The sequence below is a fragment of the Micromonospora sp. NPDC004540 genome (assembly GCF_040610095.1).
Taxonomy (GTDB): Bacteria; Actinomycetota; Actinomycetes; order Mycobacteriales; family Micromonosporaceae; genus Micromonospora.
The window spans coordinates 1-19,759 of record NZ_JBEXLR010000054.1 but is presented as its reverse complement, the minus strand read 5'-3'; the positions used below and the strand labels follow the sequence as shown (position 1 = coordinate 19,759).

General features: G+C 74.9%; 18 protein-coding genes. 9 read left to right on the top strand and 9 right to left on the bottom strand.

All coding sequences use genetic code 11. The features are described 5' to 3' along the window. The first annotated feature begins 112 nt into the window (after window positions 1-112). Window positions 113-436: a hypothetical protein gene (locus tag ABZV78_RS18910; protein ID WP_355640178.1), complete on the top strand. Its 324-nt coding sequence runs from the start codon at window positions 113-115 to the stop codon at window positions 434-436. Between the two features lie 160 nt (window positions 437-596). Continuing rightward, entirely contained in the window at window positions 597-1,706 is a 1,110-nt protein-coding gene (locus tag ABZV78_RS18905) for a glutamate--cysteine ligase (protein ID WP_355640176.1), read from the top strand. An 11-nt stretch (window positions 1,707-1,717) separates the two neighbouring features. On the opposite strand, the gene ABZV78_RS18900 is transcribed toward ABZV78_RS18905, so the two are convergent. Then, the gene (locus tag ABZV78_RS18900; protein ID WP_355640174.1) at window positions 1,718-1,984 is read right to left on the bottom strand and encodes a YegP family protein; all 267 of its coding nucleotides are present in this window, start codon (window positions 1,982-1,984) and stop codon (window positions 1,718-1,720) included. 41 nt (window positions 1,985-2,025) lie between these two features. Further along, on the bottom strand, window positions 2,026-3,810 hold the full coding sequence (locus ABZV78_RS18895) for an N-acetylglutaminylglutamine amidotransferase (protein ID WP_355640213.1): 1,785 nt from the start codon (window positions 3,808-3,810) through the stop codon (window positions 2,026-2,028). Window positions 3,811-4,034: 224 nt separating this feature from the next. Here ABZV78_RS18895 and ABZV78_RS18890 point away from each other — a divergent pair, with 224 nt between their 5' ends. Further along, window positions 4,035-7,013: a glycosyl hydrolase gene (locus ABZV78_RS18890; protein ID WP_355640172.1), complete on the top strand. Its 2,979-nt coding sequence runs from the start codon at window positions 4,035-4,037 to the stop codon at window positions 7,011-7,013. A 189-nt stretch (window positions 7,014-7,202) separates the two neighbouring features. Here ABZV78_RS18890 and ABZV78_RS18885 read toward each other — a convergent pair whose 3' ends face one another. Next, window positions 7,203-7,829 carry an SGNH/GDSL hydrolase family protein gene (locus ABZV78_RS18885; RefSeq protein ID WP_355640170.1) on the bottom strand — a complete coding sequence of 209 codons (627 nt, stop codon included), beginning with the start codon at window positions 7,827-7,829 and terminating at the stop codon, window positions 7,203-7,205. A gap of 298 nt (window positions 7,830-8,127) precedes the next feature. On the opposite strand from ABZV78_RS18885, the gene ABZV78_RS18880 reads away from it, so the two are divergent. From ABZV78_RS18880 to ABZV78_RS18860, 5 genes are read left to right on the top strand one after another with little or no spacing between them, the layout of a single operon-like run. Next, the gene (locus ABZV78_RS18880) at window positions 8,128-9,264 is read left to right on the top strand and encodes an ATP-binding protein (protein WP_355640168.1); all 1,137 of its coding nucleotides are present in this window, start codon (window positions 8,128-8,130) and stop codon (window positions 9,262-9,264) included. Next, window positions 9,261-9,710 carry a roadblock/LC7 domain-containing protein gene (locus ABZV78_RS18875; RefSeq protein ID WP_355640166.1) on the top strand — a complete coding sequence of 150 codons (450 nt, stop codon included), beginning with the start codon at window positions 9,261-9,263 and terminating at the stop codon, window positions 9,708-9,710. Before ABZV78_RS18880 ends, ABZV78_RS18875 begins: the two co-directional genes overlap by 4 nt. 20 nt (window positions 9,711-9,730) lie before the next feature. After that, window positions 9,731-10,072, top strand: coding sequence for a DUF742 domain-containing protein (locus ABZV78_RS18870; RefSeq protein WP_355640164.1), 342 nt, complete (start codon window positions 9,731-9,733; stop codon window positions 10,070-10,072). Then, the gene (locus ABZV78_RS18865) at window positions 10,050-10,655 is read left to right on the top strand and encodes an ATP/GTP-binding protein (protein WP_355640163.1); all 606 of its coding nucleotides are present in this window, start codon (window positions 10,050-10,052) and stop codon (window positions 10,653-10,655) included. The genes ABZV78_RS18870 and ABZV78_RS18865 overlap by 23 nt, the downstream gene beginning before the upstream one ends. 18 nt (window positions 10,656-10,673) lie before the next feature. Next, complete coding sequence (locus ABZV78_RS18860) at window positions 10,674-11,912, top strand: styrene monooxygenase/indole monooxygenase family protein (RefSeq protein WP_355640161.1); 1,239 nt, start codon at window positions 10,674-10,676, stop codon at window positions 11,910-11,912. An 8-nt stretch (window positions 11,913-11,920) separates the two neighbouring features. Here the strand turns inward: ABZV78_RS18860 and ABZV78_RS18855 are convergent, their stop codons facing one another. The 4 genes from ABZV78_RS18855 to ABZV78_RS18840 all read right to left on the bottom strand — a co-directional run bounded on the left by ABZV78_RS18855 (window position 11,921) and on the right by ABZV78_RS18840 (window position 17,212). After that, window positions 11,921-12,799, bottom strand: coding sequence for an SDR family NAD(P)-dependent oxidoreductase (locus ABZV78_RS18855; RefSeq protein ID WP_355640159.1), 879 nt, complete (start codon window positions 12,797-12,799; stop codon window positions 11,921-11,923). Between the two features lie 109 nt (window positions 12,800-12,908). Further along, window positions 12,909-13,961 (bottom strand): nitronate monooxygenase, encoded by a 1,053-nt coding sequence (locus ABZV78_RS18850; RefSeq protein WP_355640158.1) that lies wholly within the window; start codon window positions 13,959-13,961, stop codon window positions 12,909-12,911. An 11-nt stretch (window positions 13,962-13,972) separates the two neighbouring features. Further along, window positions 13,973-14,392 (bottom strand): glutaredoxin domain-containing protein, encoded by a 420-nt coding sequence (locus ABZV78_RS18845; RefSeq protein ID WP_355640211.1) that lies wholly within the window; start codon window positions 14,390-14,392, stop codon window positions 13,973-13,975. A gap of 27 nt (window positions 14,393-14,419) precedes the next feature. Beyond that, the gene (locus ABZV78_RS18840; RefSeq protein WP_355640156.1) at window positions 14,420-17,212 is read right to left on the bottom strand and encodes an FAD-binding and (Fe-S)-binding domain-containing protein; all 2,793 of its coding nucleotides are present in this window, start codon (window positions 17,210-17,212) and stop codon (window positions 14,420-14,422) included. 190 nt (window positions 17,213-17,402) lie between these two features. Between ABZV78_RS18840 and ABZV78_RS18835 the strand changes: the two genes are divergently transcribed. Then, window positions 17,403-18,263, top strand: coding sequence for a S1 family peptidase (locus tag ABZV78_RS18835; protein ID WP_355640154.1), 861 nt, complete (start codon window positions 17,403-17,405; stop codon window positions 18,261-18,263). A 74-nt stretch (window positions 18,264-18,337) separates the two neighbouring features. Here ABZV78_RS18835 and ABZV78_RS18830 read toward each other — a convergent pair whose 3' ends face one another. Both ABZV78_RS18830 and ABZV78_RS18825 read right to left on the bottom strand, forming a co-directional pair. After that, window positions 18,338-19,435, bottom strand: a complete 1,098-nt coding sequence (locus tag ABZV78_RS18830) for a hypothetical protein (RefSeq protein ID WP_355640152.1) — start codon at window positions 19,433-19,435, stop codon at window positions 18,338-18,340. A 55-nt stretch (window positions 19,436-19,490) separates the two neighbouring features. Next, a complete protein-coding gene (locus ABZV78_RS18825; RefSeq protein ID WP_355640151.1) occupies window positions 19,491-19,643 on the bottom strand; it encodes a hypothetical protein in 153 nt (50 codons plus the stop codon). Between the last annotated feature and the right edge of the window lie 116 nt (window positions 19,644-19,759).

Here is a 19,759-nt window from a genome sequence, read left to right as displayed (position 1 = left end):
AGCCTATGCCGCCGGCCGGGCGGAGGGGAACCGGAAAAGATCCGGCGTGACCAGGTTTGGCGTGCGGGCGTTCTGGAAACAGAGGGGCGGCTCGAAGAGGGGGGACCTGTACATGTCCGAAGCCAGCACAGACCGCGCCGACCGTCCGGCCGAGGTGACCGATCCGCTGTTGTGGGGCCTGTCCGCCGCGGTGGCCGACGCCCACCAGCCCGACGATGACCGGATCTGCGTCAGCCCGAGCTGCGTCGGCGCGGCCTGGCCGTGCGCCGCCTGGAACAACGCACAGGAAGGGCTGCGCGCCGCCCGGGTTCCGCGTCCCGCGCCGCCGGCCGACGCCCCGATCGCGGAGCCGCCCCGCGACGACCCGTTGACCGGGTGGTCCACCGACCTGGTGCCGGCCCACCGCGCGAAGCCGCTCGCCGTCACCGCCGCCTGACCGGCGCCGCCGCCAGGGGCGGTGGTGCCAGCACAAACGCCCAACGGGTACCAGGGACACCCCGTACCGTCGAGGTGAGTCGGCAGGCGGACGCCCGGCTGCGTCCGTCGCCGACCCGCCCGTGCGGCACGCGTCCGCCGCCGCACCCGGAGGTGAGCCCGTGGCGCCCGTCCCGGCGGTCCACACGCTCGGCGTGGAGGAGGAATACCTGCTCCTGGATCCGGTGACCGGGCAGAGCCTGCCGGTGGCCGATCGGGTGCTCGCCGCGCTCGCCGGCACGAACCGGGAACAGAGCCGGCAGGAGTTCCGGCACAGCATGGTCGAGATGGCGACGCCGATCTGCACCGGCCTGGCCGAGCTGCGGGAGCACCTCGTGGCGCTCCGCCGGGCCACGGCCGAGGCGGCCGGGGCGGCGGGGGCGCGGCTGGTGGCGGTCGCGGCGACGCCGGTGTGCGAGCCGCACCGTTCGGTGCCGGACAAGGACCGCTACCACGCCATGTCGGACCGGTTCGGGCCGGTGGCGCACGATCCGGCGGTCTGCGGCTGTCACGTCCACGTCGGGGTGCCGGACCGGGAACTCGCCGTGCAGATCTGCAACCACCTGCGGCCCTGGCTGCCGGTCGTGCAGGCGCTCACCACCAACTCGCCGCTGCACGACGGGCGGGACACCGGGCACGCGAGCTGGCGCGCCATCCAGTTCGACCGCTGGCCGAGCGTCGGGCCGACCCCGCACTTCGAGTCCGCCGCCGACTACGACCGGACGGTCCGGCAACTCGTCGACGCCGGCATCATGCTGGACGCCCAGATGGCCTACTGGTACGCCCGTCCGTCGGTCGCCTACCCGACGGTGGAGATCCGGGTGGGCGACGTCTGCCCGACGGTGGACGACACCGTGCTGGTCGCCGGCCTGCTGCGGGCCCTGGTCGCCACCACGGTCGACGACGTGCGCGCCGGCCGGGCCGCCCCGCGGATCCGGAACTGCCTGGTGACGGCCGCGCACTGGCGGGCCGCGCACGACGGGGTGGACGGGGACCTGGTCGACCTGCGCGCGGGCGGGTCCCGGCCGGCCTGGGAGCTGGTCGACGACCTGCTGGCCACCGTGGCTCCCGCGCTGGACCGCCACGGCGACCTGGCGGTGGTGTGCCACCAGCTCGACCGGCTGCGCCGCGAGGGCAGCGGGGCGACCCGGCAGCGGCGGATCCTGGCCGACACCGGCGGGGACGTCCGGGCGGTGCTGGACGAGTTGGCCGCCCGCACCGTCGACGCCTGAGCCGACGGCGTTCAGACCGGCGGGATGCCGGACCGCCCGATCCGGGCCAGGTCGGGTTCCCCGTCGACCGTCCGGCTGGGTGGCGCCGCGGCCGGCTCGGTCGGCTCGGTCCGGTCCTCGACCGCGGCGCTGTCGACCTCGCGCATCATCTCCGCGACCACGGCGAGGGCGGTGGCCTTGTCGGCGTACTGGCGGCCGGTGGCGATGACCTGGCCGTCGTCGCCCACCAGGGTGAACCCGTAGCTTCCGGTATCGGCGGCGGCGATCTGGAACTTCATCCGCACCACTTACCCGGGGAGGGGGCGGCGACACCGGACGGTCAGGCGATGCCCTGCGCCTGCAACCACAGCTCCAGCAGCCCGAGCTGCCAGAGCTTGTTGCTCCCGGCGGCGGCCTGCGCGCGGTCCGGCTCGGCGAGCAGCTCGGCCACGTACGCCGGCCGGAACAGCTCCCGCCGCCGGGCGGCCGGCGCGGCGAGGGCCTCGGCGACCAGGCCGCGGACCGGGCCGTCGACGTTGCGCAGCACCGGGACCGGGAAGTAGCCCTTGGGCCGGTCGATCACCTCGGCCGGCAGCACCGACCGGGCCACCTCCTTGAGCACGCCCTTGCCGCCCCCGGCCGTCTTGTGCTCGGGCGGGCAGGCGGCGGCCAGCGTGACCAGGTCCTGGTCGAGGAAGGGGGTACGCACCTCCAGCCCCCAGGCCATGCTCATGCTGTCGACCCGCTTGACCGGGTCGTCGGGGAGCATGAGGTGGGTGTCCAGGCGCAGCACCGCGTCCAGCGCCGTCTCGGCCCCGGGGGCGGCCAGGTGCGCCGCCAGCACCTCCCGGCTGGCGTCCCGGGGGCAGGCGTAGGCCGGGCCGACCACCTGGGCCAGCTCGGCGTGCGTACGGTCGAAGAAGGCGTCGGCGAAGGCGTCGGTCACCGCGTCCCGGGGAACGGCGGCGAGGGGCTGGTGGTAGCCGTAGCCGGCGAAGACCTCGTCCGCGCCCTGGCCGGACTGGGCCACCTTGACGTGCCGGGCGACCTGTTCGGAGAGCAGGTGGAACGCGACGACGTCGTGGCTGCCCATCGGCTCGGTCATCGCCGTCACGGCGCGGCGGACCGCCGGCACGAGGTCCGCGTCGTCGAGCCGGATCCGGTGGTGGTCGGTGTCGAAGATGTTCGCCACCAGATCCGACCAGTGGAACTCGTCGCCCGCCTCGCCGTCGCGACCGTTGAAGCCGATGCTGAAGGTCTGCAGGTGGTGCTGGCCGGCCTCGGCGAGCAGGGCCGCGATCATGCTGGAGTCGAGGCCGCCGGAGAGGAGCACCCCGACGGGCACGTCGGCCACGAGGCGCCGTCGCACGGCGGTCCGCAGCGCCTCCCCCACGGCCGCCGTCCAGTCGTCGGCGGCCAGGCCGGCGTACGTGGGGTCGCGGACGTAGTCGGGCTGCCAGTAGACGCGCTCGCGGGAGCGCCCGTCGGCCTCGACGATCCGCAGGGTGGCCGGCGGCAGCTTGCGCACCCCGCGCAGGACGGTGCGCGGCGCGGGCACGATCGAGTGCCAGGACAGATAGTGGTGCAGGGCCACCGGGTCGATGTCGGTGTCCACCCCGCCGGCCCGCAGCAGCGCGGGCAGCGTGGAGGCGAACCGCAGCCGGCCGGGCGACTCGGCCAGGTAGAGGGGTTTGATGCCGAGCCGGTCGCGGGCCAGCACGAGGCGGTCGCGCCGGTGGTCGGCCAGGGCCACCGCGAACATCCCCACGAGGTGGTCGACGAAACGCTCGCCCCACTGCGCGTACGCCACGAGGACCACCTCGGTGTCACCGGTGGAGCGGAAGGTGTGGCCGGCGGCGATCAGCTCCGCGCGCAGCTCGGGGTAGTTGTAGACGCATCCGTTGAAGACGAGGGTCAGCCCGAGGTCCTCCCGGGCCATCGGCTGCGCCGCCGCCTCCGTCAGGTCGATCACGGTCAGCCGACGGTGTCCGAGTGCCACCCAGCCCTCGTGTCGCAGCCCCTCGCCGTCCGGCCCGCGCGAGCGCATCGCCCCGGTCATCCGCTCGACCGCGGCGGTGTCCGGTCGCGAGCCGTCGAAGCGCGCTTCACCGCCGATGCCACACATGGTCGCCGCGACTACCCGTGGCGGCATCCGCAAAACGGGATCGCGCTGGTCAGCCCGCCAGCGGCCGGCGGGCGGGCCCTCGCTGGAGGCACCGCGAGAGCGCTCTCTTTCGTCATCAGACATTGACGAGCACGTAACCCGAACCTAACCTCGCTTCTCAAGAGAGCGCTCTCTCGACTCGCCGCAACCCACCCCGCTCCCTCCTCGTGAAGGGAACCACCGCCATGACACTCCCCCTCCGGGGCCTCCCGCCCGGCGACCGTCGACCGGCGAGAAGCCCCGTCCCGCCCCGGGCCGGCCGGCGCGCGCTCGCCCTCGCCGCCGCGTCCGTCCTCGCGACCGGCGTGCTCGCCGTCGTGGTGGCCGGCGGCGGCGCCGCCACCGCCGGCACGGTCGGCGCGGGCGGCTGGACCGAGACGCTGCCGCCCGGCGCCGCGCTGCCCAGGGGCTGCGGCGACATCAGCACCAACCCCCGGCTCTTCGCGACCGCCGACGCCCCGAAGGGCGCGATCCCCACCAACGACTGGTGGTCGTCGCTGATCTGGAAGCGCAACAACTGCGCCACCAGCGAGAACCTGCAGGCCCACCCGCTGGCGTACCACGCGGAGACCAACGGGCTCGGCCTGTCGTACACCACCACGCCGGCGATCAGCGGCACGGCCACCGGGGTCGGCGAGTACCACTTCCCGTACACCGAGGACGTCCGGGTCGGGGTGGCCGGGCTCGCCGCGCCGGTGGTGAAGGCCGCCGACTGGACGGACTGGACGGTCACCGCCGACTGGAGCGACGGGACGCGCACCATGCGCGCCACCATCGGGCACGGCCTGCCGTTCAGCTACTACACGGTCAGTGGCGGGGCCGCACAGCTCACCGCCGCTGCCACGCCGACCGTGTGGACCAACTCCGGCTCGACCATCGGCTTCACGGTCCGCGGCCACGACTACGTCGCGTACGCGCCGACCGGGGCGACCTGGAGCGTCAGCGGCGCGGGGATCAGCTCCACGCTGGCCGGCAGGGGCTACTTCTCGGTGGCCGTGCTGCCCGGCGGCACCGACCGGGCCGCCCTCGCCACCGAGTACGGCCGGTACGCCCACGCGCACGTCACCGGCACCCGGATGAGCTACGCCTACGACCCGGCGACCGGCACGGTGCGTACCACGTACGCCGTCACCACCACGCCGCGCGAGGGCACCGAGACCAGGTCGGTGGTGGCCCTCTATCCGCACCAGTGGCGCAGCCTGACCGGCGCGAACCCGATCACCCCGAGCTACGTCTCGGCACGGGGCGCGATGCGGGTCCTCACCGGTGTCTCGTCGTTCACCACCAGCATGAGGTTCACCGGCGTGCTGCCGGAGGTGCCGGCGGTGGGCGACGCGACCGGGGCCGACCTGAGCACCGTCACCGGCTACCTCAATGCCGAGCTGGCCAGCCCGGAGGGGGTCAGCGGCCCGGACACCTACTGGGCCGGCAAGGGCCTCGGGCGGGCCGCCCGGATCGCCGAGATCGCCGACCAGCTCGGCCTCACCACGGTCCGCGACGCGGCGGTCGCCGCCATGAAGGCGCGGCTGACCAACTGGCTCACCGCCGGCGCCGGCGAGACCGGCCAGCTGTTCCACTACGACCGCAACTGGGGCACGCTGATCGGCTACCCCGCCTCGTACGGCTCCGCCGAGGACCTCAACGACCACCACTTCCACTACGGCTACTTCGTGGCCGCCGCCGCCACCGTCGCCAAGTTCGACCCGGCCTGGGCCGACGACGCCCGCTACGGCGGCATGGTGGACCTGCTCATCCGCGACGCCAACAACTACGACCGGGCCGACAGCCGCTTCCCCTACCTGCGCGACTTCGACATCTACGCCGGCCACGACTGGGCCTCCGGCCTCGCCCCGTTCGCCGCCGGCAACAACCAGGAGTCCTCGTCGGAGGGGATGAACTTCGCCAACGCCCTGATCCAGTGGGGGCAGGCGACCGGCGACACCGCGGTCCGTGACGCCGGGGTCTTCATCTGGACCACCCAGGCCGCGGCCATCGCCGAATACTGGTTCGACGTGCACGACGCGAACTTCCCGGCCGGCTTCGCCCACCGGACCGTCGGCATGGTGTGGGGCGACGGCGGGTCGTACTCCACCTGGTTCTCCGCCGACCCGGAGATGATCCAGGGCATCAACATGCTGCCCGTCACCGGCGGCCACCTCTACCTCGGCGACGATCCGGCGTACGTGCGGGCCAACTACGCCGAGCTGGTCACCAACAACGGCGGCCCGCCCACGGTGTGGCAGGACATCCTCTGGGAGTTCCTGGCCCTCGGCGACGGCGACCAGGCGCTGGCCAACCTGCGGGCGAACGGCGGCTTCACCAGCGAGGAGGGCGAGAGCCGGGGGCACACCTTCCACTGGATCCGCAACCTGGCCGCGCTGGGCACGGTGGACACCTCGGTCACCGCCAACCACCCGCTCGCCAAGGTGTTCCGCAAGGGCACGGCCCGCACCTACGTGGCCTCGAACATCACCGCCCAGCCGCTGACCGTGACCTTCTCCGACGGCGCCACGCTGGCCGTGCCGGCCGGGAAGACCGCCACCTCCGGCGCGTACACCTGGAGCGGTGGCGCCGCGACCGGCGGCGTGGCCGTCCCGACCGGGCCACCACCGACCTCGGCGTCGCCCACCCCGACCAGCGCCAGCCCCTCGCCGACCGGCCCCAGCCCGAGCCCGACCACCACTCCCCCTGCGCTGAGCGCGACCCGGTACCTGGGCGCCGGCGGAACGCTGGGCGGCACGGCCGGCCCGGCCGGCACCGTCGCGGTGGCGGCGGCCAACGGCAACCACGACGGCACGCCGAGCAACCCGCAGGTGTTCACCGCCACCGGGTTGACCGGCGCGTACACTGGCGGACAGACCCGCTTCGACCTGTTCCTCGACGCCGGCGCCATCGTCGGGAACGGCACCCAGGTCCGGGTCTCCTACGACCTGACCGGCGACGGCAGCGTCGAGCGGGTGGAGACGTACCGGTACTTCGCCACCGACCCGCTCACCGGCTGGGAGCACTACACCGAGGCCACCGGCCTGCGCTCGGGCGCCGGCACGCTCGGGAACCTCGCGGGCGGGACGGTGAAGGTGGAGGTGTGGAACGCCATCGGCGGCGGCCCCACCACCCTCGGTACCGGCAACCGGTCGACGCTCACCCTGCCGTACACCGCCTGACGGCACCCGGCGGCGCCCCGACCGACCGACGGTCGGGGCGCCGGCTCAGTCCCAGCGCGTCGTCGTCCACCGACCGCACCGCGGTGACCAGCCGGCGCGGCGGCCTCCCGGGGCGCGTCGAGGATCAGGGCGTGCAGCCGGGACCGGTGCATCCGCCGAGCCTGACCATGATCGGCGTCGATGGCAGGCTCAGGCCGGCGGGCTGACGGCACGCAGCCAGGCCTGGGCGATCAGCGCGTGGCCGAACGGGGTGGGGTGCACCCCGTCGCGGGTCCACACCCGACCGTCCACGCCGGCGGCCTGGAAGAGCTCGTCCACCGCCACCAGGGTCGCGTCGAACTCGGCGGCGAGCTTGCGAACCACCTCGACCTTCGGGTCGAGGTCCTCCCGCCACGCGTGCTGCGCGTCATCCAGCGGCACGACGAAGGGCTCGACGAGCACCAGCCGGGCGCCCAGCGGCCGGGTGGCCTCGAGCAGGTGCCGGTAGTCACGGGCGAAGTCGGCGGCGCTGGTCGGGTCGTCGCGGGTGTAGCGCCGCCAGGTGTCGTTGATGCCGATGAGCACCGACACCACCTGCGGGGCGAGGGCCAGGCAGTCGGTCTCCCAGCGGTCCCGCAGGTCACACACCCGGTCGCCGCTGACGCCCCGGTTGAGGAAGGTGGCCCGGTGGTCGGGGTGGCGGGCGGTGAACCAGGCGGAGGCCATCATGGCGTAGCCGGTGCCCAGGTCGTCGCCACAGGACCGGTCCCGGCCGGCGTCGGTGATGCTGTCGCCGACGAAGAGCACCCGGCCGCCGCGCGGCACCTCCACCGTCATCCGCCCGTCCCCTCCCGGTCGCCGCCGTTTCCATGATCATGCCGGATGCCGGTAGGGCGGAACGCACCGGGCATCGGTCCACTGAGGGCCGACCCGCCGGAAGAAACCCACCGTCCGGCTGTTGCGTTTCGCGGCCCGGGACCGATCAACCAACTGTGACAGCGCGGCGACCGGGATGTGAAAACCTCCCCAAGTTGGCCCGCACCGTTGCAATCGGCGCACACCCGATGGTTGACTGCTGCACCATGCCAGAGCCGAAGAACACGGACAGGCCGGTTTTTTCGTGAGAAGCACCGACATGACCCGGCGGACCACCTGGCGGCAGCGGGCGGCACGCTGGTTGGATCCGACGGTCGCCCGGTGGGATGTCGCGCCGCCGGAGACCCCCGCACCGCCGGCCCCGGAGGAACGCGGGCCCGGCCCGTGGCCCGCCATCTGCGAGCAGTTCGCCCTGCGGATCCTCGCCTCGGCGTACCAGATGGGCGCCCACCTGGAGGCCGTCGAGGCCGACGAGCAGGACCCGGAACGCCTGGAGCGGCTCTACCGCATCGACCACGCGAACACCCGGATCCGGCGGCACGCGGAGAACCTCCAGGTGCTGCTGGGCCGCCGGGTCGAGGACGCCGACCCGCAGACGGTCCCGCTGGTCGACGTGGTCCGGGCCGCCGCCTCCGCGGTCGAGCACTACCCGCGCATCCGGGTGGGCCACGTGGTCGAGCTGGCGGTGGTCGAGTTCGCCGCTGACGACGTGATCCGGGTGCTCACCGAACTGCTGGACAACGCCACCCGGTTCTCCCCGCCCACCGCCCCGGTGATCGTGTCGGCGTTCGTCACCGAGGACGGCGGCGTCCTGCTGCGGATCGAGGACGCCGGGGTGGGCCTGCACCCCGACCATCTGACCCAGCTCAACGCCCTGCTCAGCGGCCGGCCGGCCACCCCGGTCACCCTCGACCCCGCGGCCCACCTCGGGCTCGCCGTGGTGGCCCACCTGGCCGTCGCCCACCAGCTCCGGGTCGCCCTCACCACCCGGTCCGCCGGCGGGACCACCGCGACCGTGGCCGTCCCCGCCGCGCTGCTCTGCGAGATCCCCGCCCCGGGCCCGGCCCCCGCCGCGCCCGCGCCGCCGCCGGCCTGGCCGCCCGCCCGACACGGGACCGACCCCTGGAGCACGCCGATGGCCGCGCCCCGCGACCGCACCGACACGCCGACCGTCCGGCTGGCCACCCTCGACGCGCCGGCCGGCGACCCGCCGGCCACCACCGGGCTGCCCCGACGGGTGCCCGAGAGCGTCCGCGACCGGGTCCCGGCGCCCCGACCCTCCGCCGACCCCGGCGCCGGCTCCCCGCCCGAGGCGTGGCCGGACGAGACGGCCGCCTTCGCGGCCGGCGTCAGCGACGCCCGCACCCCCACCGACCACGAAGGACGGCAGCGATGACCCACGCGTACCCGGGAAGAGGCACCAGCAACGGGCTGCCCGACTGCGCCTGGCTGATCCGGCAGTTCGTCGAGGACGTGCCCGGGGTCAACCACGCGATGCTGGTGTCGCTGGACGGCCTGCAACTGGCCGCGTCGCAGGGCGTCGGACGCGACCTGGGCGACCAGCTCGCCGCGCTGACTGCCGGCCTGCTCAGCATGGCCGACCGCAGCGCCGCCCTGCTGGAGCTGGGCTCCGCCGAGTACCTGACCGTCCGGCTGCCCCGCGGGCACCTGCTGTTCATGCGGGTGGGCGAGTCCGCGGGCCTGGCGGTGGCCGCCGCACCCGGCTGCGACCTGCGGGTCGTCTCGTACCGGATGACGCAGTTCGTCGGCGCCGTGTGGCACGCCCTCACGCCGGCCGTCCGGCACGAGCTGCACCGGATGACCGCCGCGCAGGCCCGCTGACCGGCCGGAGGACGATGATCATGCCCCTCAGGTACTGGAAGGTCCGGCCGTACGTGCTGACCGCCGGCCGCACCCGCACCCGGCAGCCGTTGCTGGTGCACACGCTGGTGTCGGTCCCCTACTACGACGCCGTGTTCGCCGCCGGCCTGCTGCCCGAGGCCCGCACGCTCTACGAGCAGGCCCGCCGGGCGGCGCGCTCGGTGGCCGAACTCTCCGCGGTGTGCGGGATCTCGCTCGGCGTGACCCGGGTCGTCGTCGACGACCTGGCCGCCACCGACCGGCTGCTGGTCCACACCGACCACGACAACGTCGACTTCCGCCTCCTGGAGAGACTGCGCGATGGCCTCCGCAAACTTGCCTGACAGCCCGCTGCTGACCTCGGCGAAGATCGTCATCGCCGGCGGCTTCGGGGTCGGCAAGACCACCTGCGTCCGGTCCATCTCGGAGATCCCGCCGATCAACACCGAGGCGTGGATGACGGCCGCCAGCGAGACCGTCGACCGGCTCGACCCCGGCATCGACAAGACGACCACCACCGTGGCGATGGACTTCGGCCGGCTCACCATCGGCCCCGACCTGGTGCTCTACCTGTTCGGCACACCGGGCCAGCCCCGGTTCTGGCCGATGTGGGACGACCTGTGTCGGGGCGCTGTCGGCGCGCTGGTGCTCGCCGACACCCGCGACCTCGCCGCCTCGTTCCCCGCCGTCAACTACTTCGAGCAGGACAGCGACGTGCCCTTCGTGGTCTGCGTCAACCTCTTCGACGGGGTGCTGCACCACCCGCTCGACGACGTCCGCGCGGCGCTCGCGCTCCCGGACCGCGTACCCCTGACCGCCTGCGACGCCCGCGACCCGTCGTCGGTGGCGCGGGCGCTGCTGACGGTCGTGGAACACGCGCTGTCCCGGACCCCCCGGCCCACCGCGGGCGCGCTCGCGGCCCGGTAGCTCAACCCTGGAGGAACCATGCGCAGAATTCTGATCGTCGGGGCCGGACAGTCCGGGCTCCAGCTCGCCCTGAGCCTGCAGGCCGAGGGGTACGACGTCACCGTGATGTCCGCCCGGACGCCCGACGAGATCCGCCGGGGCTGGGTGATGAGCACCCAGGCGATGTTCGCCACCGCGCTCGCCACCGAACGCCGGTACGGGCTGAACCTGTGGCAGGACCGGGCGCCCCGGATCGAGGGGCTGCACGTCTCGCTCTCCGCGCCGCCCGGCGAGCGGGCGCTGCGCATCCCGTGCCCGCTGGACGAGCCGGCGCAGAGCACCGACCAGCGGATCAAGATGGCCGACTGGCTGGAGCTGTTCGAGCAGCGCGGCGGGACGGTGCTCTACCAGACGGTGACCACCAGCGACCTGGACGGCCTGGCCCGGCTCGGCCGCTACGACCTGACCGTGGTGGCCGCCGGCAAGGGCGACCTCGTCGGCGTCTTCGACCGCGACCCGGCCCGCTCGGTGTACGACGCGCCGCAGCGCGGGCTGGCCGTGGCGTACGTGCACGGGATGACCCCGGACCCGCTGCTGCCGGTGCCGCACGTCAGCTTCAACGCGGTGCCGGGGCTGGGCGAGCTGTTCGTCATTCCGGCGCTGACCCACTCCGGCCCCTGCGAGATCCTGTTCTGGGAGGCGGTGCCCGGTGGGCCGCTGGACCTGTGGACCGAGCGGCGCGACCCGGCCGAGCACCTGAAGCTCACCCTCGACCTGGTCCGCCGCTACACGCCGTGGATCTACGAGCGGTGCACCGAGGTGGAGCTGACCGACGGGCGGGCCACCCTGTCCGGGCGGTACACCCCCACGGTGCGCCGCCCGGTGGCGGAGCTGCCCTCGGGCGGGCTGGTGCTGGGCATGGCCGACGTCGTGGTGGCCAACGACCCGATCACCGGCCAGGGCAGCAACACGGCCGCGAAGTGCGCGTCGGCGTACCTCGGGTCGATCCTGGAGCACGGCGACCGGCCGTTCGACCGGGACTGGATGACAAGGGCCTTCGAGCGGTTCTGGGCCGGGACCGGCGAGGCCGTCACGGGCTGGACGAACGCCATGCTGCAACCGCTGCCGCCGCACGTGCAGCAGGTGCTCGGCGCGGCCGCCGGCAACCCGGTGGTGGCCCGCCGGTTCGCCAACGGCTTCAGCGACCCGAACGACTTCCGGGACTGGTTCCTCACCCCGGACGCCGCCGAGCGCTACCTGGCCTCGGTCGCCGGCTGACCACGGGGTCAGGCGGTCACGTGGGCGCTGTCGCCGGCCGTGGCGGCGAACGAGGTGCCGCTGACCATCCGGGCGGCGTCCGAGGCGAGGAACACCACCAGCGGCGCGACGTCCTCCGGCTGGACCCACGGCACCCCCAGCGGGGTCTTCGCCCGCAGCGCCTCCATCGCGCTCCGCTCGTCGGCGGCGGCGTCCCCGGACGGCGTCTTCCCGCCCTCGACGATGGCCTGCGCGTAACGGTCCTGGTGCCGGGTCAGGGCGGTGTCGACCAGGCCGGGAATCACCGCGTTCACCGTGATCCCGTGCGCGCCGAGCTCCAGCGCCGCGGACTTGACCAGCCCGATCAGACCCCACTTCGACGCCGAGTAGGCCGCCCCGTTCGTCGTGCCGTGCTGACCCTGGGTGGAGGAGGTGACCACGATCCGCCCGCCGCCGCGGCGGACCAGCAGCGGGGCGAAGACCCGCAGCACGTTCGCGGTGCCGGTGAGGTTGACGTCGATCTGGTCGTGCCAGTCGGGGTCGGCCATCTCCAGCAGGGGCTTGAACGCCTGGATGCCGGCGTTGGCGAAGAGCACGTCGACGCCGCCGTGGTCCCGCTCGATCGCCGCCGCCACCGCGCGCACCGCGGCGATGTCGCGCTGGTCGGCGTGGTGCGCGGACCAGCGCGCCCCGGCTGCGGTGACCCGCCGGCCGGTCTCGGCCAGATCCTCGGGGCTCGCCGGCGGGAAGTCGAGGATCGGGCTCACGGGCCCGGCCACGTCGACCCCGGCCACGTCCGCGCCGGCCTCGGCGAGCGCCACGGCGGCGGCCCGGCCGATGCCACGCGCCGCGCCGGTGACCACGGCGACCCGCCCGGACAGCGGTCGCGCCGACGGCGCTGCGGACATCGGACCACCCCCGTTCCGCCGCCCGTCGACGGCACCCTCTCGCACCGTAGACCGGTCCGGCCGCGCCCCGCCGGGGATCGACGCCGCCGCCGGGTGACGGCCGTGCCGGTCAGAGGGTGCGGGTCAGCTCGGTGAGGATGTCGGCGGTCGGGGCGGCACGGGCGCCGCGCCATCCGGTGCCGGCCCACAGGTGCAGGCGTTCGGCGTCCCCGGCCTGGGCGGCGGCGGCGCGTAGCGGCCTCGTGAGGTGGTGCAGCGCGGGGTAGCCGAGCGGGGCGGCCGCCTCGTGCCGGTCGATGAAGTCGTTGCGCAGCCCGCGCGCCGGGCGGCCGGTGAAGGCGCGGGTGACCACCGTCCGGTCCCGCCGCGGGTCGGCCAGCGCGTCCCGGTGGGTCCGGCCGGTGCCGGCTTCGTCGGCCCGGAGCAGGAGCGTGCCGACCAGCACGCCGACGGCGCCCGCGACGAGCGCGGCCCGGACGTCGTCGGCGCCGCCGATCCCGCCCGCGCCCAGCACGGGCAACCCGGCACGGCCGGCGACCAGCGCGACGATTTCGGGCAGCGGGCGGGGCGGAGGCGGGGCGTCCGGGGTGAAGGTGCCCAGGTGCCCGCCGGCGGCGCCGCTCTGCGCGACCAGTCCGTCCACGCCGAGGTCGGCCGCGGCCGCCGCCTCGGCCGGGTCCGTCACCGTGACCAGCACCCGGGTCCCGGCCCGCCGCAGGTCCCGGATCACCGACTCCGGCGGCAGGCCGAACGTGAAGCTCACCACCGGCACCGGGTCGGCGAGCAGCAGGTCGAGCTTCGCCGGCCAGTGGTCGTCGTCCTCGGTGCGGGCGGCGGCTGCCAGGTCCAGGCCGTAGGGCGTGCCCTCGGCGGCGATCCCGGTCGCGTAGCGGCGGAACTCCGCCTCCGCCACCGGCACCGGCGTGGGCACGAAGACGTTCACCCCGAACGGCCGGCCGACGGCGCGCAGGTCGGCGATCTCCGCCGCCACCGCCTCGGGCGTCTTGTAGCCGGCGGCCAGGAACGCGAACGCTCCGGCCGTGCCCACCGCCGCCGCCAGCCCGGTGGTGGTCGGCCCACCGGCCATCGGCGCGGCCACCACCGGCAGGTCCACCCCGAGCAGTTCCCGCATCCCGTCCACCGCACCAGTCTGCCCGTCCACCGCCGGCTCCGTCAGGACGGCAGCCGTTCGCGCAGCCAGGCCGGCTCCGGGTTCACCACGGCCTCGTCGCGCAGCACCACGGTCGGGACCGTCTCGTCACCGCCGGTGACCGCCCGGACCGCCGCCGCCCCGTCGGGGTCGCGCCAGATGTTCACCCAGTACGCCCGGCCGGCACGGCGGCCGAGGCGCAGTCGCAGGCGCAGGCAGTAGCGGCAGCCCGGTCGCCAGTAGACCACCGGCCGGCCGTCCCGCGCGCTGCGCTCCCGCGCCTCGGCGGCGGCCAGCGACCTCGGGAACGCCAGCGGCGAGAAGAGCACCGCGAGCGCCGCGAAGACCAGGAACTCGACGGCGCCCACCACCGGGGTGCCCGCGCTGACCGCGGCAAGCACCCCGACCACCAGCATCAGGCCGGCCATCCACCAACTGCGCATCACGTCGCGGGATGCTACCCGCGCCGGTCATGCGGTCGCGTCGGCCAGCAGTTCGAGCAGGTGGCGGTACGGCTGCCCGGTGGCCCGGGCCATGCCGATCTCGCAGGTGCGGTTCACCGAGGCGTACCCGTCGAAGGAACGCCCCGCGACGGCGGCGGCCTCGGCGCGGGTGGCGGAGGCGGTCAGCTCCGGATGCAGCAGGCCCCGGTCGCCGGCGAACCCGCAGCACTGCCAGCCCTCGGGCACCACCACCTCGTCGGCGACGGCGCGGGCGACGGCGAGCAGCGCCCCGTCCAGCCCGAGCCGGGTGGAGGAGCAGGTGGGGTGCAGCGCGAGGGAGCCGAGCCGGCGGCGCACGGTGAGCCGGGGCAGCAGCTCGGTGGCCGCGTACCCGACGGCGTCGACCACCCGCAGGTCGCCGGCCTCGGCGAGCAGTTTGGCGAAGCCCTCGGTGCAGGAGGCGGCGTCGCTGACCACCGGCAGCGCGCCGTCGCGGCTGGCCGCCCGCAGCGCCGGCGGCACCCGGTCGCGCACCGCCTGGTAGCCGTCGGTGAGGCCCTTGGAGGACCAGGGCGTGCCGCAGCACATGCTCCCGATTCCCTCGGGCACGAGCAGGTGGACGCCGGCCCGGTCGGCGAGGGTGAGCAGGGCGGCGGCCACGCCCGAGCCGCCCTCGGCCGGCGCGAACAGGGTGCCGAGGCAGGACGGGACGAAGACGGCGTCCGGCTCGCCGACCGGGCGGGGCTGCCGCGGCCGGCCGCCCCGGGGCAGGTCGCGCCGCCACTGCGGGACCCGGTCGGCGCCGAGGACGGCGCGGGCGGCCCGGGTGGCCGCCTCGGGCAACGCGGGCGGCAGCGCGCCGGCCAGGTCGAGGCCGCGGGCCATGCCCCGGGTGGTGGCGCCCCAGCGACGCGCGGCGCCCCGCCAGCCGGCCTGCGCGGCCCCGCCGTTGCGGTCGGTACGCAGCCGCTTCACCAGGTCGCCGGTGTTGATCAGGACGGGACAGGCGGTGGCGCACATGCCGTCCACGGCGCAGGTGTCCACCGCGTCGTAGTCGTAGGCGGCTTCCAACTCACGGGCCAGGGCCGCGTCGCCGGCGGCGCGGGCGGCGGCGATCTCCCGGCGCAGCACGATCCGCTGCCGGGGCGTGGTGGTGAGGTCGCGGCTGGGGCAGACCGGCTCGCAGTAGCCGCACTCGACGCAGCGGTCCACCTCCTCCTCCACGGTCGGCACGGTCTTCAGGTGCCGCATGTGGATCTCCGGGTCGTCGCTGAGCAGCACGCCCGGGTTGAGCACGCCGTCCGGGTCACAGAGCGTCTTGACCTCGCGCATCACCGCGTACAGCTCGTCGCCGAACTGCCGCCGCACGTACGGGGCCATCACCCGGCCGGTGCCGTGCTCGGCCTTGAGCGTGCCGCCGTGGCCGAGGACCAGGTCGACCATCTCCTCGGTGAAGTCGGCGTAGCGGGCCGGGGCGGCGCCGCCCGCGAACCGCTCGTTGAGCATGAAGTGCAGGTTGCCGTCCTTGGCGTGGCCGAAGATGACGCTCTCCTCGTACCGGTGCCGGTCGAAGAGGTCGGCGAGCGCGGCGCAGGTGTCGGCGAGGGCCTCGACCGGGACGGCGATGTCCTCCAGCAGCGCGGTGGTGCCGGACGGACGGGCGCCGGCCACCGCCGCGTACAGGCCCTTGCGGATGTGCCAGAGCGCGGCGCGGGCGGCGGCCTCGCCGCTGAGCCGGGCCGGGGTGGTCAGCGGCAGGTCGGCCAGCACCGGCCGGGCGGCGGCGACCCGCGCGGCGAGCGCCTCCGGGTCGGACTCCTGCCACTCGACGAGCAGCGCCGCGTGCTCGCGGACCGGCAGGCCGCGCAGCGCGGCGTCCGCCCGCGGGTCCCGCTGGGCGACCCGCAGGGCGGCCGCGTCGAGCAGTTCGATCGCCGCCGGCCCGGCGGCCACCAGCGCCGGCATGGCGGCCATCGCCGCGCCCAGGGTGTCGAAGACCAGCAGGCCGGTCCCGGCGTGCCGGTGCACGGGTACGGTGCGGAAGGTCGCCGCCGCGACGAAGGCGAGGGTGCCCTCGCTGCCCACCACCAGCCGGGTGAGCAGGTCGGCGGGGGTGTCGTGGTCGAGGAAGGCGTTCACGCCGTACCCCATGGTGTTCTTCATGGCGTACTGGGCGCGGATCCGGCGCACGGAGTCGGGGTTGCCGCGGACCCGGTCGCGCAGCCGCAGCAGGCCGGCGTGCAGGTCGGGCTCGGCGGCGCGCAGCCGGGCGTCGGCGTCCGGGACGCCGGTGTCGAGCACGGTGCCGCTGGGCAGCACCAGCAGCAGCGACTCCAGGGTCCGGTAGGTGTTGAACTCGGTGCCGCAGGTCATTCCGCTGGAGTTGTTGGCGACGACTCCGCCGACCGTGCAGGCGGACTCGCTGGCCGGGTCCGGGCCGAGCTTGCGGCCGTACGGGGCGAGCCGGGCGTTGACCTGCCGCAGCACCACCCCGGGCTGCACCCGCACCCGGTGACCGGAGTCGAGGACGTCGAGGTCGCGGAAGTGGCGCCGGGTGTCGACCAGCAGCCGGTCGGTGACCGCCTGGCCGCTGAGGCTGGTGCCGCCGGAACGGAAGGTCAGCGGGGCGCCGGTGCGGCGGCTGTGCCGCAGCAGGGCGGCGACCTGGTCGGCGTCGGCCGGGGTGACCACGGCGCTCGGGTGCAGCAGGTAGTGCGACGCGTCGTGGGCCAGCCGGAGCCGGTCCGCGGCCCGGGTGGCCACCCCGCCGGGCACCACCGCCTCCAGTCCGTCCCGCGCGTCGCCGCTCAGCTCGACCATGATCGCCGCACCTCCCGCGGCCCACCCTAGTCACGAGCGCACGGCGCGCCGCCGGCCCCTTGCCCCCGGCATCGACCCAGGTGGATACTCGCCGCTACAGCGTTCGTCGAGGTCGAGCCCCGAACCGACTCCGGCGACACGGCATGGACGCCGACGCAACCGGCGGCCTTCACCGTCCGAGGAGAAGACCGTGAGAATCCGCCGAAGCCGACTCACCCCCCTGCTCGCCGCGACCGTCGGCCTGGTGGCCGCCGGCGCCTTCGCCGTTCCGGGCGCCGCCTCGGCCGCCACGCCGAGCTTCACCGCCGACCAGCTGTCCCGGGTCGACTCCGCCGTCGCCGCCTCCGGGGTCGACGGCATCGCCTGGCACGTGGACGCCGCGTCCCACCGTGTGGTGGTGACCGCCGACGAGAGCGTTTCGGCGGCCGAGCTCGCCACGCTCAAGAGGAGCGCCGGAGCCCAGGCCGGCGCGATCCGGGTCGACCGGGCCAAGGGGACCTTCCGCCCCCTGCTCTCCGCCGGGAACGCCATCTACGGCGGCGGCTACCGCTGCTCGCTCGGCTTCAACGTGGTCAAGTCCGGCGTCTACTACTTCCTCACGGCCGGGCACTGCGGTGACGTGGCCAACGCCTGGTACACCAACTCCAGCCAGACCACCCTCATCGGCCCGACCACCGGCTCCAGCTTCCCGGGCAACGACTACGCGCTGGTCCGCTACGACAACGCCGCGCTGAGCCACCCCGGCGGCTACACCGCCGCGAACGCGTTCGTCGGCGAGTCGGTCAAGCGCACCGGGTCGACCACCGGCACCCACAGCGGCACCGTGACCGCCTTGAACGTGACGGTCCGCTACCAGGGCAGCGGCACGGTCCGCGGCATGATCCAGACCACGGTGTGCGCCGAGCCGGGCGACTCGGGCGGCCCGCTCTACGACGGCACCAAGGCGCTCGGCATCACCTCCGGCGGGAGCGGCAACTGCCGGACCGGCGGCACGACGTTCTTCCAGCCCGTCACCGAGGCGGCGAGCGCGTACGGCGTGACCGTCTACTGAGGCATCGCACAGGGGACCCGCACCCGCTCCAGGGTGCGGGTCCCGTCGTGCCTGGACCGCCGAGGCGGCACCCGTCAGCCCTGCCGCAGCGCCGGCATCGGTACCGGCACGGCGAGCGCCGTCGCCCCGGCGCCCGCGCCGCCCTCGCAGGTGTTGGGCGGCACGGTGCCGATGCCCCGGGTGGCCGGTCGCTCCGCCGCCCAGAACATGAAGCCCAGCATGCCGGCCGTGCTGCCCGCGCCGTGCGGGGCGACGCTCTGCACGTACGGGGCGGCGGCCTTCTGCACCGAGTTGGCGTAGTTGACGCACTCGGGCAGCGGTTTGCCGCCGTAGGCCAGGTAGACCGCGCCGGTGAACTTGGCCGGGGCGAGTGGAGGCACCGGCGGGTTGTACTGCGGCTTGCCGTCGACGTGCTCCTGCCAGTCCGCCTGCGCGGTGCCGGCCGAGGCGGGCCGGGCGGTGACCATGGCGTTGGCGTAGTCGAGCACCGGAGCGTCGGTGCGCAGCCAGTCGGCGGTCGCCTTGCGGTTGAGGTCGATCAGCCAGCGGTCGCCGGCGGCCACGTCGATGGTGAGCCGGGCCGGCGGGCGCGCGCCGGTGGCGTCGTAGGTGTGGACCGTCCGGTAGGCGTCGATGAACGACTGGAGGCCGGCCAGGTTCGGGCCGGTGTTCCGCTCGTAGTCGATCTCGATGCCGACGCCGAGCCGGGTGGCCACGGCGGCGGCCCGCTGCCCGAGCAGGGTGGGGTTCTCGGCGAGCGCGGTGTCCCAGTCGTCGGTGTAGGTGATGCCGCCGATCGACAGCATCACCCGGACGCCACGGGCCGTGAAGTACTGCACGATCTCGCTGGTCATGCCGCGCGGCACCCCGTCGAGGGTGGTGGCGTCGGTGGTCTGGCGCAGCAGGTCGAGCGGGTTGACGAAGCTCAGCACCACGAGGTTGACCGAGGGACGGCCGTCGCCGCGGTCGATCAGCCAGTGGTTCTGGCTGTCGAACTGGGCGACCGTGCGGGCCGTGCCCCAGGTGCAGAAGTCGTTGCCGCAGTGCCATGCGCCGTAGACCTGGACGGGGGTGGCCGCCAGCGGCGCGGGCGCGGGCCGGGGCGCGGCGACGGCCGGGCCGGTGGTGGCGAGGACGAGCAGGAGCGCGGCCAGGAGTACCGAGCGTCGCATGGGGACCTCCCCGACTGTTCAGTACGCCTTGTTTACAGTAGAGCGACGACCGACGTCAATGCGCTGCGGCGATCCGGTCCAGCACCCGTTGCTGGAAGGCACGGGCCTCGGGTCCGGCCGGCGGCGGGCCGCCCCGACGGGCCGCGATCGACCGGCGGATCAGCTCGGCGTCCGGGTCGTCGGCCGCGAGCCGCCGCCCGGCGTCCACCTTGCCCAGCCAGACGCCGTCGCCCGCCGACCAGGATCGCCGCGACGGCGAGCACCCCGAGCACCGGGGCGGCCCAGCGGGCGCCCTCCGGGGCCACCCCGACGGCCACCCGGATC

Bases quoted from the DNA above. Each gene is read 5' to 3' on its own strand.
- ABZV78_RS18910 (WP_355640178.1), top strand. From the start codon at position 113: ATGTCCGAAGCCAGCACAGACCGCGCCGACCGTCCGGCCGAGGTGACC.
- ABZV78_RS18900 (WP_355640174.1), bottom strand. From the start codon at position 1,984: ATGAAGTTCCAGATCGCCGCCGCCGATACCGGAAGCTACGGGTTCACC.
- ABZV78_RS18895 (WP_355640213.1), bottom strand. From the start codon at position 3,810: ATGTGTGGCATCGGCGGTGAAGCGCGCTTCGACGGCTCGCGACCGGAC.
- ABZV78_RS18890 (WP_355640172.1), top strand. From the start codon at position 4,035: ATGACACTCCCCCTCCGGGGCCTCCCGCCCGGCGACCGTCGACCGGCG.
- ABZV78_RS18885 (WP_355640170.1), bottom strand. From the start codon at position 7,829: ATGACGGTGGAGGTGCCGCGCGGCGGCCGGGTGCTCTTCGTCGGCGAC.
- ABZV78_RS18880 (WP_355640168.1), top strand. From the start codon at position 8,128: ATGACCCGGCGGACCACCTGGCGGCAGCGGGCGGCACGCTGGTTGGAT.
- ABZV78_RS18875 (WP_355640166.1), top strand. From the start codon at position 9,261: ATGACCCACGCGTACCCGGGAAGAGGCACCAGCAACGGGCTGCCCGAC.
- ABZV78_RS18870 (WP_355640164.1), top strand. From the start codon at position 9,731: ATGCCCCTCAGGTACTGGAAGGTCCGGCCGTACGTGCTGACCGCCGGC.
- ABZV78_RS18865 (WP_355640163.1), top strand. From the start codon at position 10,050: ATGGCCTCCGCAAACTTGCCTGACAGCCCGCTGCTGACCTCGGCGAAG.
- ABZV78_RS18860 (WP_355640161.1), top strand. From the start codon at position 10,674: ATGCGCAGAATTCTGATCGTCGGGGCCGGACAGTCCGGGCTCCAGCTC.
- ABZV78_RS18855 (WP_355640159.1), bottom strand. From the start codon at position 12,799: ATGTCCGCAGCGCCGTCGGCGCGACCGCTGTCCGGGCGGGTCGCCGTG.
- ABZV78_RS18845 (WP_355640211.1), bottom strand. From the start codon at position 14,392: ATGCGCAGTTGGTGGATGGCCGGCCTGATGCTGGTGGTCGGGGTGCTT.
- ABZV78_RS18840 (WP_355640156.1), bottom strand. From the start codon at position 17,212: ATGGTCGAGCTGAGCGGCGACGCGCGGGACGGACTGGAGGCGGTGGTG.
- ABZV78_RS18830 (WP_355640152.1), bottom strand. From the start codon at position 19,435: ATGCGACGCTCGGTACTCCTGGCCGCGCTCCTGCTCGTCCTCGCCACC.